Source organism: Desulfitobacterium sp. LBE (assembly GCF_007830365.1).
GTDB classification, from domain to species: domain Bacteria; phylum Bacillota; class Desulfitobacteriia; order Desulfitobacteriales; family Desulfitobacteriaceae; genus Desulfitobacterium; species Desulfitobacterium hafniense.
The window spans coordinates 3,606,859-3,620,971 of the sequence record NZ_VLKD01000001.1; the positions used below are offsets into that span (position 1 = coordinate 3,606,859).

The following is a 14,113-nucleotide window of genomic DNA, read 5'->3' on the forward strand; positions in this document are numbered from 1 at the left end:
TACGGTGTGTTAATTGTTGGTGAATTGATCAATACCAGCCGCAAGGCCATTAACGAAGCAGTAGAAAAAAGAGATAAGGCCTATATCCAAAAAATTGCTAAGGAACAGGCAGAATCCGGTGCCAATTACATTGATGTGAACTGCGGCACGATGGTCTATAACGAAGTTGAAATCATGGAGTGGCTTGTCAATGCAATCCAGGAGGTTGTGGAAGCGCCCCTTTGTATTGACAGTCCTGACCCGAAAGCTCTGGAGGCGGGCTTATCTCTTTGCAAGTTCGGACAGCCGATGATTAACTCGATTACAGATGAGAAGGAGCGGGTTGCAGCGGTTCTCCCTCTTGCCCAGAAATACAAAGCCAAATTAGTTGCTTTGTGTATGGATGATACAGGCATGCCGGAAACAACCGAGGATCGGATGCGGGTGGTGGAAAGCCTGTATGGGAAGTTGAAAGAAAGTGGGATACCGGATCAGGATATCTATTTCGATCCTTTGGTAAAACCCATCAGTACGGTAAATACCGCCGGAGAGGAAGTTCTGGGAACGATTAAAGCTATAAAAGCCCACTATCCTGATGTTCACTTTATGTGCGGCTTGAGCAATGTTTCTTTTGGTCTTCCTAACCGCAAAGTGCTTAATCGCCTGTTTGTCGTGCAAACCATGACCTTGGGCATGGATGGCTACATCCTGAATCCAACGGACAAGGGAATGATGGGGACGATTGCAGCAGCTCAGGCTTTATTGGGACAGGATGCGTATTGCATGAACTACCTGACGGCCCATCGCAACGGGCTGTATGAGGGCAGTTAAGCTGTAGCATCGAATGGAGGGAAGGAATGGCACTTAAATCAAAGTTGGAAGTACTGTCTCAGGAAGATCTGGTGCGGGTCCATGAGGCCTCATTAAAGATCCTCAGAGAGACAGGGGTGGTTTTGCTTAGTGATGAAGCCTTAGATATTTTCCGAACCCATGGTGCCAAAATAGCAAACAAGACAGTATTCATTACCGAAGCAATGGTGGCTAAGGCCCTGGAAACTGCACCGAAAAGCTTTAGAATGCAAGCCAGAAATGATCGCCATTCAGTTACAGTGGGCGAAGGAATGCTGGTGCAGCCTAATGTCGGGCCGGTTTATATTCAGGATTTGGATCAGGGACGGCGCAAGGCAACTTTGGAGGATTACGCTAATATTCAAAAACTATGCCAGGCCAGCCCCGTGGTTGATCTTGTCGGCTCAATTCCGGTTGATCCCAGTGATGTCGCGCCTAAAGACAAGTATCATGCCATGATGTATGAAATTTTGAAAAACACGGATAAACCGAATATCGGGTTTTGCGCGGATGGCCAAGAGGTTCGTGAACAATTGGATCTGATCGAAATAGCAGTAGGCGGTAATCTTGCGGATAAACACTATACCTCTGTACTGGTCAATCCCCTCAGTCCTTTGGGGTATGGGACGGAGACTCTGGAAACGATGATCGAGTATGTGAAGAGGAATCAGGTCTTGCTTTTAGCACCGTGCATTATTGCGGGGGTGAGCGGTCCCATAACACTTCTGGGCACGGCTGTTCTGCAAAATGTAGAGATTCTCGCCGGTTTGGTTTTGGCGCAGCTGATCAATCCCGGAGTGCCCGTCGTTTATTCCGTGGCATCCACCACAGGCTATATGAAGGCGGCAACCTATGCTGCCGGGGCACCTGAAGCCATGCTGATCAATACGGCCAGTTTGCAGATGGGGCTGGACTATTACCATTTGCCGACCAGAACGATGGCGGGCATTACCCATGCCAAGGTATTGGATTGCCAGGCCGGTTATGAGACCATGCAAAGCTTGATGCTGGGGATGCTCAGCGGGGCCCATATGACAGTGCAAAGCCTGGGCGTCTTGGATGCCATCATGGCCACATCTTATGAAAAATTTGTCATTGATGAAGAGATGATCAGCCGGGTCAGGCGGGTCAAAGCTGGAATCGATACGTCGGATGCTGCTTTGGCAGTGGATATTATTCAAAGTGTCGGACATTCGGGAAATTATTTGGTTGAAATGAGTACATTTGAACATTTCCGCTCCCTTTGGACCCCGACTTTGGCAGACTGGGAATCCTACGCGGATTGGGAAAATGCCGGGTCGGAGGATATTGGCATGAGAGCTAACCGCAAATTTAAAGAAATTTTGCGGAATGCTCCTGAGACGTTCCTCGATCCGGAAACGGATAAAATGCTTAAGTCCTATATCCAAAAAGTTAGACGTTAATAATTTAAGGAGGTGGCCAGGTTGAGATCAATGGTTCAGGCGGGCGTTGCCCGGGTGGAAGGCTTTGGGCTTGCCGGATTTTCCGATGAAGAACTCTATGCCATCCACACCAGTACCCTTGAGGTTTTGGAGTATACAGGACTAAAAATCGAAAGCCAGGAAGCCTTGGAGATTTTCTCTGAAGGCGGCGCCAGAGTTGACTTTAAAACGAAGGTAGTAAAGATACCCCAATATTTAGTGGAGGAGGCACTAAGCTCCGCTCCAAGCATCCTTTTGCTGGCGGGGAGAAATCCCAAAAATGATATTGTTTTGGGAGGCAAACGGGTTGGTTTTATCAACTTTGGTGAAGGTGTTTCCATCATTGATCCCTACACGAAAGAGTACAGGAAAACCACAAGGCGGGATGTGGCCAATATCACCCGCTTCTGTGATGCCATGGATCAGATGGATGCGGTGCTGAGACCGGTGGCGCCACAGGATATTCATCCCAGTGTGGCGGTTGTGCATAATGCAGAAGTCATTTTTAACAACACTTCCAAACATGTGTTTATAGGTGTTGAAGGCGGGCGCAATTTTAAGAAGGTTTTAAAGATGGCGGCGGCCGTCGCCGGTGGCGAGGATAAGCTGCGGGAACGGCCCCTTTTCTCCTGCAATATTTGTCCAACCAGTCCCCTGCAGATAGTTAATCATGCTTCTGAGGTCATTATCGAGGGCGCGCGGGCAGGTATTCCGGTCAATATGTTATCGATGGGAATGTCCGGAGCGACGTCTGCCATCACTTTGGCGGGAACCTTGGTTACTCATAATTGTGAGGTGCTGGGGGCCATCGTGCTCAGCCAGCTGACCAGCAAGGGGGCACCTGTTCTCTACGGCAGTTCCACAACGATTATGGATATGAAAAATATGACTGCGCCGGTGGGTTCCCCTGAACTGGGCATGATCAATGCCGGAGTGGCGAAACTGGCCCAATATTATAATTTGCCCAGCTGGGTTGCCGGTGGATAGGTAGACAGCAAGATTCCCGATGCCCAGGCAAGTCATGAATTTACTCTGACTGGGTTCTTAACCGCCTTAGCCGGTGCCAATCTGATTTATGGCGCCGGTATGCTGGAACTCGGCATCACCTTTGATTATGCTCAAATGTTGATGGATAATGAGATGGCCAGGATGATTAAAAAGGCGGTCGGTGGGATCAGTGTTACGGACGAGACCCTCGCAGTGGATGTTATCAAGTCGGTAGGTACCGCTGGCAACTTCATTAGCGAAGATCATACCTATGCCCATATGAGAACACAGTCCCAGAGCAAGCTCGTAGACCGGTCGATGAGGGAGAATTGGCTGGCTGCCGGGGCCAAAGACTTCACCCAAAGAGCCTATGAGGAGGCCATCTCCATACTGGAGAATTATACCCCTGAGCCTCTGCCGGAAAAGATAGCGGCCACGCTGCGCTCGATCGTGGAGGAGACTGAGGATGAATATGGAGTTGCCAGATCATTGATATAATGATTGCTTAACAATGAACCACTAAAGGAACAGGGCTTCCTTTAGTGGTTCATTAGGAAAACTTTTAATAAGTATTCGGTATTTATAGGCCATATAAATATGAGTAATTTTACAACGGATCGGCCATGGGATATACTTTGCTCATAGAATAATTATATTTAAACATAGGATATTTTGATTATATATTTAAGAAGGGAAGGGATAAAGGAAACAAAGTTATTTAACTGAGGTGCCCCCCCAAAGTGGTTAGTGAAAATAATAACATGAAAGTCGATTTCCTGATATATTAAATATTTCTAAGATGGACAATCGATGAAACAGGAGGAAAGAAAATGAAATGCTACGGAAAAGCTAAAAAAATTGCGTTGCTTGGTTTAGATGGCGCTGATCCGATGTTCATGAAGAAATTGATTGCGGAAGGTAAATTACCCAATTTCCAAAAGTTCATGGAATCGGGTGTTGTGACCGAGGATCTCGGTATGCAGGGGGCTTTGCCCACGATTACCCCCCCGAACTGGGCTTCCCTGGCAACGGGAGCCTGGCCAAATACCCATGGCATTACCTGCTTCTGGAACCATACGCTGGGAAATCCCCTGGACATCCTGGACTTTGGCTGGAATTCAGAGCTTTGTAAGGCGGAGTATATCTGGGATGCCTTCAATCGGGCTGGCAAAAAGAGTATTATCTTCAATTATCCCACCTCATGGCCCCCAACCAACCCTAATGCTATTGTTGTGGATGGCACCAGCATGTTCAGTAACCTTAGAGGTTATATCGACTACGAAAAGATTTTTGAATGCAGCGAAGGTGATTTTCCCATTCAGGTAATACCTCATGAAGCTGACCTTAGCGGTACGGATTGCCGCGTTGAGGGCGAGGTTTCGGAGCTGAAAGCAGAGATCAAGAATTTTGACGGCTTTGGGTATCAGCACCCCGGCTGCGTCACGGCAGAAGGGGGAAGTGAAGAGGAAGCCGATTCGGCAAAATGCGACCGCGTTATTGCCCCGATCAAGGCGGCCCAGGGGTGGGCCAAGGCACCGGCCGGGGCCAAGGAAGTCGTGCTCACTGTGAATGAGGGCCAGACAAGGCGCTATGGCTTAATCGTCGCCGATGATGAAAAGAACTACAATAAATTGCAGATATTTGTGAATAAGCAGGATGAAAAGCCCATCGGTGAGGTGGTGATCAATGGGTGGAGTGATTGGATCTATGACAGTTACCATTATAAAGGGGAAAGCAAACCGGTTGCCTATAAAGTCAAGCTGGTAGAATTGGCTGCCGAGGGCAGGAGTATGAAGTTCTATTACTCTTTTGCTCTGGACCTGAAGCCGCAAAACTATTTCAGCCCTCTGGAAATCGGTGAGGAACTGTACAAAGCGGTGGGCCCGATGATGCAGCCCTCGAACTTTGATCGTCATAATGATATTGCGGATACCATCGTCCTGGAGACCATGGAAGAAATGTATCAATGGCAGGTCAAAGCTCAGGAATATCTCCTGAAACATAAGGAATGGGATCTCTTCTGCAGCCATATTCACGGTATTGATATGCTGAATCATTTCTATCTCGATTATACCATACCGGCCACAACACCGAATTATGAGCGCTATCAGGCGATTATACTCAAAATGTACCAGATAACGGATACTTATATTGGCAAAATGATGAAATTATTCGATGAGGAGACAACGGTGGTGATCGCTTCCGATCACGCGGCCATTGGCAGAGATCGTCATATCATTCATCCCTTGATCGGGGATATGTGGGGATTTAATGTGGGTGTACTGGGGGAATTGGGCTACACCAAGCTTAAAGAAGTCAAAGGTAAAGTGGAAATCGATTGGGAGAATACCCAGGCTGTTGCCCAGCGTGCCACCTATATTTACATCAATCTCAAAGGAAGAGACCCTCAGGGGATAGTGGATCCTAAAGATTATGATGACCTTGTTCGCAGGATCATTGACGATTTATACGCCTACAGAGATCCGCAAACGGGCAAGCGGGTGATCAGCTTAGCCTTGAATCGGTCGGATATGGAGTACTTAAATATGGGAGGCCCCCACTGCGGAGATATCTTCTATATGATGGAGCCCGAATTTAACAGAACCCATGGCAATGGGTTAAGCAATATGAGTCTGAATGGATACTCTTTAAAATGCCTCTTTATGATGGCGGGCGCGGGAGTGAAACAGGGTGAGGTTATCAATCGCCGGGTTCGCATCGTCGATGTTGTGCCAACACTCTGCCATTTAGCCGGCGCTCCGATGGCTCATGATGTGGAAGGCGGCGTAATTTATCAATCCCTTGCAGACTGAATAAAGCTAAAACTCCCCGGGAAATTGCCGATTTCCCGGGGAGTTCTCCGACCCATTTCTGAACAGGGTCTTTTAAGAACAGTCTTCAACGATGGTTTCTTCACAAAAGGATTTAAGAATGGCGATAAATTCCTTCTCAGCGGCAGAAAAGACGTGGCGCTTAGCCCATATTAAAGCAATCGTTATATCTAAAGTAACATCTTGAATAGCTATGGGAACAATTTCATGGGACAACTGATAGACATCGTTTTTCGACATAAACTTAGGGAAAAATGAGATAAAGGTTCCTTGGGAAACGGTTCGTTTGATCATTTCGAAGTTATCAAAACGAAATGAAATTTTAGGTGAAGAATATTTTTTTAAGAGACTGGTGATGCCTCCGTTATTTCTGGAAAATTCATCATTATAGGCTACAACCGGATATTCAAGGGCTTCTTGGAGAGTGACGGATTGCTTGTTGGCAAGAGGAGAGTTTTTTCCGACATAGATGAGAAATTCATCATGAAAGAGCTTTTCAAAATAAATGTTTTTCTCTTGAATTTCTTCAGTCATAATGACGATGCCAATATCCGCCGTCCCGGACTGAATATGGTTTAATACCTGGATTGACTCGCCAACGTGCAGGGAAACACTGATGCCTGGATGAGCTTCTTTCAAAAAAGACAAGACATGGGGCATGATTTTATCACACATACTGGGGATGGTCGCGATGGTGACATTTCCAGCTAAGGCGGAGGTGTTGGCCAACTCTTTAATAAAATCGACTTTTTGCAGTATTTCTTCGGCAGCTTCAATAATGGTTTGGCCAATGTCCGTTGGGTAGGCCCCCTTGGTGGTCCGCTTAAATAAGAGGACTCCCAACTCATCTTCAAGCTTGCTGATGGATGCACTAACCGCAGGCTGAGTGATATAGATGCGTTCTGCCGCTATGGATATGGAATTATATTTGGCAACTTCAACGAGATGATAGAGTTGTTCCAATCTCATATAATATCACACTACCTTAATGTATTGAGCTAAAAGCAATAGCATGCGCCAGTGGTCTGTAACACCTAAGAATTTGGTTCCCGCCGGCCAAATTTCCGCAGGGCTTCGTTGTCGTCAATCGCAATACGTCCAGTATTACTCTTTCCTTCGCCTTCCCCTGCGAAAGTTTTTCTCGGCGGATCACCTAAACCTTTAGATATTACAGACCACTAGTATATCAAAAATAATTATATCAGGACTAAAAGTGACTTGCAAGAATAGTTATATATTTCAGTAATTTCCAAAAGATATGCTTAGAAATGCAGCGAAAGTGACGAGAAGCTAATGCATGATTCAAAAATATTGCTGATCGGCGGCGTTGGCACAGGCAAAACGACCCTTAAACAAGCTTTAAGCGATCTGCCCCTGATCTATCAAAAAACCCAAGCATTGAACTTTAGTGAAGTTTTTATCGATTGCCCTGGGGAGTATCTGGAGATTCCCCGTTACTATCATGTGATTATCGATCTCAGCCATCAAGTTTCGGAAATTTGGGCGCTGCAGGATGCTACGAAGACCTATTCGACTTATCCTCCGAAGTTTGTCCGCGTTTTTCGTAAACCGGTCATCGGCGTGATCACCAAGATCGATTTACCCCAGGCCAATTTAGAAGCTGCCCGCTCTTTCTTGAACAATGCGGGGATTGCTCAGCCCTTTTATGAGATCTCGGCTCTCCATAAAAAGAATATCCAGGTTCTAAGAACAAGGATTGAGTGTTTATCTAGGTAATGCGAATGAGCGATTAAGCACTGTAGAGAAAGGAGGATTTTAGATGATAGAGGCTGTTAAACCCAAGGTATTAGCGACCCGTTTAATTCCCAATGTAGCACCGGAACTGGCCGGCCAGCTCGGTTTAGCTCAATATCAAAGATCCATAGGCATGATCACTTGCAACATAGACGATTCGACTTATGTTGCTTTGGATGAGGCCACGAAAAAGGCCGATGTCGCCGTGGTTTATGCCAAGAGCTTTTATGCGGGGGCGGCTCATGCCTCCGGGCCCCGCTCCGGGGAAGTCATCGGCATCTTGGCTGCTGCCAATCCCGCCGATGTGCGGGCAGGGATTGACGCGTGCATTGCTTATTTGGAAAATGAAGCTTTTTTCTATAGCCATGATGGGGGGAAAACCGCGTGGTTTCCTCATACAATCTCCAGTACGGGGAGCTATCTTTCCCAAATAGCCGGGATTCCTGAAGGTGAACCCCTTGCCTATTTGATCGCCCCTCCCCTGGAGGCTATCTATGGTATAGATGCCGCCCTCAAAGCGGCTGATGTGGCGATGAAAGTGCTTTATGGTCCGCCTACCGAAACGAACTTCGGCGGTGCCTTGCTGACGGGTACGCAAAGCGCCTGCCGGGCTGCCTGTGAGGATTTCCAACGAGCGGTCATCGATGTAGCCGAAAACGGAATGAAGTATTAAAGGGGTGGCGGCATGATCATCACAGAAAGGGAGCTGCGGGAAGTCTGGCAAAAGACCAAAGGGACAATCATCACACTTCCGGAAGGGAGTGTGCTCACACCTTTAGCACGGGATTTTGCCCGCTCCAAACAAATACAGATTCAACTGGAAGACAAGGCAGGAACAGCAGTTAAAAAGGCTTTACCCCAAAAAACTAATTTAAAAGGCGGCAAGCCGGAACAAATGACCCATTTATATCAAAATGAACTGGTCAGCAAAAATCATCCGGTCATTGCTCTGCGTGGACAACTGGATCTTTTTCAAACCCTGCTGATCGATACTCAAATAGGCTTTCAGGCCATGGGGGAGTTGGAATTAGTTAAAAAGTTAGAGGAAGTGGCAGCCTTTGCCCGGGATATTATGGCGGCCGAAGTCAAAAGACAGCCCTTCGAATTTAAAACCCTTTGGGGACTAACTTCGGAGGAGATCAGGGAACGTTCTCATTATCCCCATCAATATTATGGCGTGTCACATTCCCCCCTGAGCTATAAGCAGGGCGGGACTGTCATCAAGCTCCACCAACTCAGGGCTAAAATCCGCGAAGTAGAACTGTACGCTAACCGGGCCTTTACGGATACGAATGGGGAGTGCAGCCGGGTTGATCTTGTTCAGGCGCTTAATCGCCTGTCAAGCGCATTCTATGTCTTGGCGTGTGAGCAACAAATTAAGGCGTAAGACGGAGGAGCAGTCATGATCTTGGCCTATGTTTTGGGGAATGTCTGGTCAACACGAAAAGAAGAAGCTTTAAAAGGTTTTAAATTCCTTGTGGTACAACCGGTGACCTTAACGTATGAAGAGAGCGGGAGACCCCGCTTTAAACAATACGGAAATACCCTGATTGCAGCCGATCGCATCGGAGCAGGAGAAACGGAAATTGTCATGATCGCCAGCGGTTCATCGGCTCGGCAAAGCCTGGAGGATCAGCGTGCTCCCATCGATGCTGTGGTTATCGGGATCATTGACAAAGAAACGTTCCAAGGGTGAGCCGGCTGGATGACTGTCGGCTATATAATCCTGACGATTAAAGGAGAGATGGGAGGAAGGCTTCGTGATTTTGAAGGCGAAGGTATATCATAAGGTCTTTGCTTTTAAAGACCTTAAAGAAGTTCTGGCTAAAGCAAATGAGGAGAAATCCGGTGATGTTTTGGCTGGCATAGCGGCAACATCCGCTTCGGAACGGGTGGCCGCTAAACTGGTCTTAAGCAACCTTACCCTCGAGGATCTTTATAACCATCCGGTTCTGCCTTATGAAGAAGACGAAGTAACCCGGGTGATTTATGATGGGCTTAACTTAAGGATCTATCAGGAAATGAAGGGTTGGACAGTGGGTCAGCTTCGGGAGTATATTCTCGATCACAGCACCACAGGCAGCCATCTCAATCACATCAGCCGCGGCTTAACCAGCGAAATGATAGCCGCCGTTGCCAAACTGATGTCCAACATGGATCTGGTCTATGGTTCGAAAAAAATGCGGCATCAGGCCCATTGCAATACCACCATCGGCATTCCGGGAACGTTAGCCTTCCGCTGCCAGCCCAATCATCCCACTGATTCAGTGGAAGGGGTGATGGCGTCCTTAAAAGAAGGGCTATCCTATGGCTCGGGGGATGCCGTAATTGGGATTAATCCTGTGGAAGATAATGTGGACACTCTGTCCCGGCTCCTGGAAACGGTCAAAGAATTTATGCAGCAATGGGAGATTCCAACTCAAAACTGTGTCCTTGCTCATATTACCACCCAAATGAAAGCGATCACTAAAGGGGTGCCCATTGATCTTGTTTTTCAGAGTATAGCAGGAACCCAAAAGGCCAATGAGGCTTTTGGAATCTCCAAGGAGCTTATTGATGAAGCCTTTGCCCTTATCCAGCGCAACGGAACAGCCACCGGGCCGAATTTAATGTATTTCGAGACAGGTCAGGGATCGGAGATTTCCCTGGCTGCCCACCATGGTGTGGATATGATGACCTTAGAGTCCAGAACCTATGGATTTGGGCGCCATTACCGGCCTTTCCTGCTCAATAATGTATCGGGATTTATCGGACCGGAGACGATTTACTCGGGCCGGGAAGTCATCCGGGCCGATCTGGAAGATTTGTTTATGGGTAAGCTCCATGGTTTGCCTATGGGGATCGCTCCCTGTTACACCAATCACATGAAAGCGGATCAAAATGATCAGGAAATTGCCACGCTGCTCTGCGCTATGGCGGGCGCTAATTATTTTATGGGTCTTCCCGGAGGGGACGATGTTATGCTCAGCTATCAGGATACAAGCTATCATGATGATGCCGCAACCCGTGAAATTCTTGGCCTGCGTCCCTTGCCTGAGTTCGAGAAGTGGCTGGAGAAGATGGGAATCATGGAGAATGGACAGCTTACAGAACGGGCGGGGGATCCGTCTATTTTCGATAAGTAGAAGGGAGGTAGAATGATGCATACAGCTGAAAAGGAGTTAGAAAGAATACTACAAGGCATTCTGGATGAGTTGTTAAAAGAAGGGTCATCTTTTTCTGCAAAGAATCTTCCTGGGGAAAAGGAGACCCTGATATCCAAGGGCTTAAAGGATACTCCTGCCCATGAGCTTGGGCAGGAAGACATGGTCACGCTTATGTCGGCCGATGAAGTGTTGGTGTCTAAACCGGCTAATTTAGAGGCGATTAAGGCCATGAAAGCAACGACCCCGGCCCGGATTGGCATTGGCAGAGCAGGGGCGAGAATGAAAACCGCTTCCTTATTAAAATTTCTGGCCGACCATGCAGTTGCCCAGGATGCTGTGTTTGCGGATGTTTCTCCTGAATTTTTAAGCCGGATGAATCTTTTTGCCGTGCAAAGTTCAGCGCGGAATAAAGAAGAATTTCTTACCCATCCTGAATTGGGCAGACGCCTTTCAGAGGAATCGCTCCAAACCATTACCCAGAAATGTGAGAAAAATATTCAGGTGCAGATTATCGTCGTTGACGGATTAAGTTCCAGCGCTATTGAAGCCAATATTCCCGACCTCCTGCCTGCCTTAACTCAAGGGCTTGCCGTCTCAGGCATAAAGACAGGCGCCCCCTTTTTTGTCAGATATGGCCGGGTTTGGGTTCAAGATCAGGTGGCTAACCTTGTGAATGCGGACGTGGTTGTTTCCCTAATCGGAGAACGCCCTGGCCTGGGAACAGCCGAGAGTCTCAGCGCTTACATGATCTATCGTCCTGATGAAACAACTGTGGAAGCGGACAGAACCGTAATATCCAACATTCATAAAGGTGGAATTCCGCCGGCCGAGGCCGGCGCCCATCTGGCGGATGTGATTAAGCAGATTCTTAAAGCAAGGGCAAGCGGGGTGCGTCTTAACGGCTAGTGTCCGGTCTGGTTAACGGAATTAAGGCCATGCCTCATTTTTCAGTCTGCTGGGCGGAGGAAGGAGTCAAAGTGGTACTACGATGACAGACGACAATGAAGCAGATGGTAATTTAGGCAAGCAGTGAACCGAATGCTCAGTGGGACGGGACACCAGGGTAAGGATTAGGTTAACGATTAGGTTAATGATAAGAAGCAAGGGAGGAATTTCTTATGAGCGATGCATTGGGCATGATTGAGACCAAAGGGCTGGTGGGAGCTGTTGAAGCAGCCGACGCTATGGTTAAAGCAGCAAACGTGGCTTTAATCGGCAAGACTCGTGTTGGGGGCGGCTTAGTCACCGTTATGGTGCGGGGAGATGTGGGTGCGGTCAAAGCGGCGACAGATGCCGGTGCGGCCGCAGCTGAACGTGTCGGAGAGCTGCTCTCGGTACATGTCATTCCCAGACCTCACCCTGAGCTGGAAATGATTCTTCCCAAAATAAACTAGCCATGATAGCAAGGGTTTGTTATATCATAATTGTTGTATCCTAAGGAGAACGTAGGTGTGTGCTGATGAGCCGGTCAGATAGTCAAATCATAACGAGTGTGGGAATCGATATTGGGACCACAACCACTCAATTGGTCTTAAGTCGCCTCACCATTGAAAATACCGCCAGCGTTACCCTGGTTCCACGTGTGTCGATCACCGCTAAAGAAGTGATTCATCGGAGTCGAATCCATTTAACGCCGCTTTTGGAGCATCACCTTATCAATGGGGAGGAGATTTCCCGCCTGGTTGAAGAGGAATATCGGTTAGCGGCCGTGACCCCCCGGGACATTGACAGCGGGGCGGTTATTATTACAGGGGAAACCGCCAAAAAGGAAAATGCCAAAGCGCTGTTAGACGTATTGGCTGGCTTTGCCGGAGATTTTGTGGTCGCCGCCGCCGGTCCCAACCTGGAGTCGATCTATGCGGGCAAAGGATCGGGTGCCGCGGCATATTCGGCTGAAAAGCATCAGGAGATTGTCAATATCGATGTGGGCGGCGGAACTTCGAATTTCGCCGTATTCCGGGAGGGTCAGGCGATTGATACCACTTGTCTGAATGTAGGGGGGCGTCTGCTGGAAATTGAGCCTCGGGGAGATAGAGTTACTTATATCGCTGAGCCGATGCAATCCATACTCAAGGCTGTGGGCCGCAGGATCAGGGTGGGAGAAGCCATTCAACTGGAGCACTTAAGGGAGATTGCTGGGCTGATGGCCCAGTCCATTGCCGAAGTTATCCTGAGCAAAAACCTTTCTCAATTAACTGGCGAACTTTTGATGGCGCCCCCTTTGTCTTTAAACTATCCTCTGGGCAGCATCATGGTATCCGGGGGAGTCGCCGATTACGTCTACAAAGATTCACCGCCCCGTTCTATGGAAGAGGTCAGCGTTTTCGGGGATATGGGTCCGTTACTGGGCTGGATGTTAAGAGAAAAAATAATTGCCGCAGGCTTCGCCCTGATAAAGCCCCTGGAAACGGTCAGAGCCACGGTGATTGGAACCGGTACACAGTCCATCAGCCTGAGCGGCAGTACGGTCCATGTGCAAGGACAAACGAGTTTGCCCCTTAGAAATATCTTAGTGGCTAAGCCCTTTTCGGAGGGGTCTGCTGGAATCCCCGCTGCTGCTGAAGAAATAGGGGATTTTGTGAGAAAGAGCGTTTCCCTTCTCTACACGGAAGGGCAAACGCAACACCTTGCCCTGGCTTTTCAAGGCCCGAGAACCCTTTCCTTTCTGGACATCCAAACCTTAGCCAAAGGCATTGTGCTGGGGGTAGATGAATTTATTGCTGGGGATAAGCCTTTAATTCTGATTATTGAAAAGGACTGCGGCAAGATTCTTGGTCAATGTCTGACGGCCCTGTGCGGGAAACACCGAGAATTGATTTGTATCGACCAACTCTGCCTGGAGAATTGCGATTATATTGATATTGGCAAACCCCTTATGGGGGGGCGCGTTATCCCTGTGGTCATGAAGACCCTTGTCTTCGATACCAAGAAGCTGTAAATAAAATCCCATGCCGCGGGTGACACCGGCAGAGGATGAGAACCCTTAAACAATTGTACCCCTCAGGATAAGGGGGTATTCTGCATTGAGTCAATTATGCTTAGAGGAAGTAGTAGTGACTTAATGGATGTAAAAAATGACTCGTGGCGGCCTGGCTCTCCTGATGAGCCAGGCCTGCTGTGTTCC

At 48.1% G+C, this 14,113-nt stretch carries 12 protein-coding genes and 1 pseudogene; 12 read left to right on the forward strand and 1 reads right to left on the reverse strand.

Features of this window, described 5'->3' with window-relative positions; all coding sequences use genetic code 11:
* Positions 1 to 6: 6 nt before the first annotated feature.
* From DESLBE_RS17175 to DESLBE_RS17190, 4 genes and pseudogenes are all read left to right on the forward strand, one after another.
* On the forward strand, positions 7 to 810 hold the full coding sequence (locus tag DESLBE_RS17175) for a methyltetrahydrofolate cobalamin methyltransferase (protein WP_005815324.1): 804 nt from the start codon (positions 7 to 9) through the stop codon (positions 808 to 810).
* Between the two features lie 26 nt (positions 811 to 836).
* Positions 837 to 2,252 (forward strand): trimethylamine methyltransferase family protein, encoded by a 1,416-nt coding sequence (locus DESLBE_RS17180; protein WP_144677685.1) that lies wholly within the window; start codon positions 837 to 839, stop codon positions 2,250 to 2,252.
* A 30-nt stretch (positions 2,253 to 2,282) separates the two neighbouring features.
* A pseudogene (locus DESLBE_RS27090) lies at positions 2,283 to 3,755 on the forward strand (trimethylamine methyltransferase family protein).
* A 332-nt stretch (positions 3,756 to 4,087) separates the two neighbouring features.
* A complete protein-coding gene (locus tag DESLBE_RS17190; protein WP_058490416.1) occupies positions 4,088 to 6,070 on the forward strand; it encodes an alkaline phosphatase family protein in 1,983 nt (660 codons plus the stop codon).
* Between the two features lie 72 nt (positions 6,071 to 6,142).
* On the opposite strand, the gene DESLBE_RS17195 is transcribed toward DESLBE_RS17190, so the two are convergent.
* Positions 6,143 to 7,057 (reverse strand): LysR family transcriptional regulator, encoded by a 915-nt coding sequence (locus DESLBE_RS17195; RefSeq protein WP_005815333.1) that lies wholly within the window; start codon positions 7,055 to 7,057, stop codon positions 6,143 to 6,145.
* Between the two features lie 324 nt (positions 7,058 to 7,381).
* On the opposite strand from DESLBE_RS17195, the gene DESLBE_RS17200 reads away from it, so the two are divergent.
* The 8 genes from DESLBE_RS17200 (at position 7,382) to DESLBE_RS17235 (ending at position 13,927) form a co-directional block, all read left to right on the forward strand.
* Positions 7,382 to 7,825 (forward strand): EutP/PduV family microcompartment system protein, encoded by a 444-nt coding sequence (locus tag DESLBE_RS17200; RefSeq protein ID WP_018212023.1) that lies wholly within the window; start codon positions 7,382 to 7,384, stop codon positions 7,823 to 7,825.
* 43 nt (positions 7,826 to 7,868) lie between these two features.
* Complete coding sequence (gene eutL / locus DESLBE_RS17205) at positions 7,869 to 8,516, forward strand: ethanolamine utilization microcompartment protein EutL (RefSeq protein WP_011462275.1); 648 nt, start codon at positions 7,869 to 7,871, stop codon at positions 8,514 to 8,516.
* 12 nt (positions 8,517 to 8,528) lie between these two features.
* Positions 8,529 to 9,230, forward strand: coding sequence for an ATP-binding protein (locus DESLBE_RS17210; protein WP_018212024.1), 702 nt, complete (start codon positions 8,529 to 8,531; stop codon positions 9,228 to 9,230).
* 15 nt (positions 9,231 to 9,245) lie between these two features.
* Positions 9,246 to 9,539 (forward strand): EutN/CcmL family microcompartment protein, encoded by a 294-nt coding sequence (locus DESLBE_RS17215; RefSeq protein WP_018212025.1) that lies wholly within the window; start codon positions 9,246 to 9,248, stop codon positions 9,537 to 9,539.
* Positions 9,540 to 9,603: 64 nt separating this feature from the next.
* The gene (locus DESLBE_RS17220; protein WP_144677686.1) at positions 9,604 to 10,968 is read left to right on the forward strand and encodes an ethanolamine ammonia-lyase subunit EutB; all 1,365 of its coding nucleotides are present in this window, start codon (positions 9,604 to 9,606) and stop codon (positions 10,966 to 10,968) included.
* Between the two features lie 15 nt (positions 10,969 to 10,983).
* On the forward strand, positions 10,984 to 11,895 hold the full coding sequence (eutC, locus tag DESLBE_RS17225) for an ethanolamine ammonia-lyase subunit EutC (RefSeq protein WP_144678670.1): 912 nt from the start codon (positions 10,984 to 10,986) through the stop codon (positions 11,893 to 11,895).
* 212 nt (positions 11,896 to 12,107) lie between these two features.
* Positions 12,108 to 12,383, forward strand: a complete 276-nt coding sequence (locus tag DESLBE_RS17230; protein WP_018307528.1) for a BMC domain-containing protein — start codon at positions 12,108 to 12,110, stop codon at positions 12,381 to 12,383.
* A 59-nt stretch (positions 12,384 to 12,442) separates the two neighbouring features.
* Entirely contained in the window at positions 12,443 to 13,927 is a 1,485-nt protein-coding gene (locus DESLBE_RS17235; RefSeq protein WP_144677687.1) for an ethanolamine ammonia-lyase reactivating factor EutA, read from the forward strand.
* Positions 13,928 to 14,113: the final 186 nt, after the last annotated feature.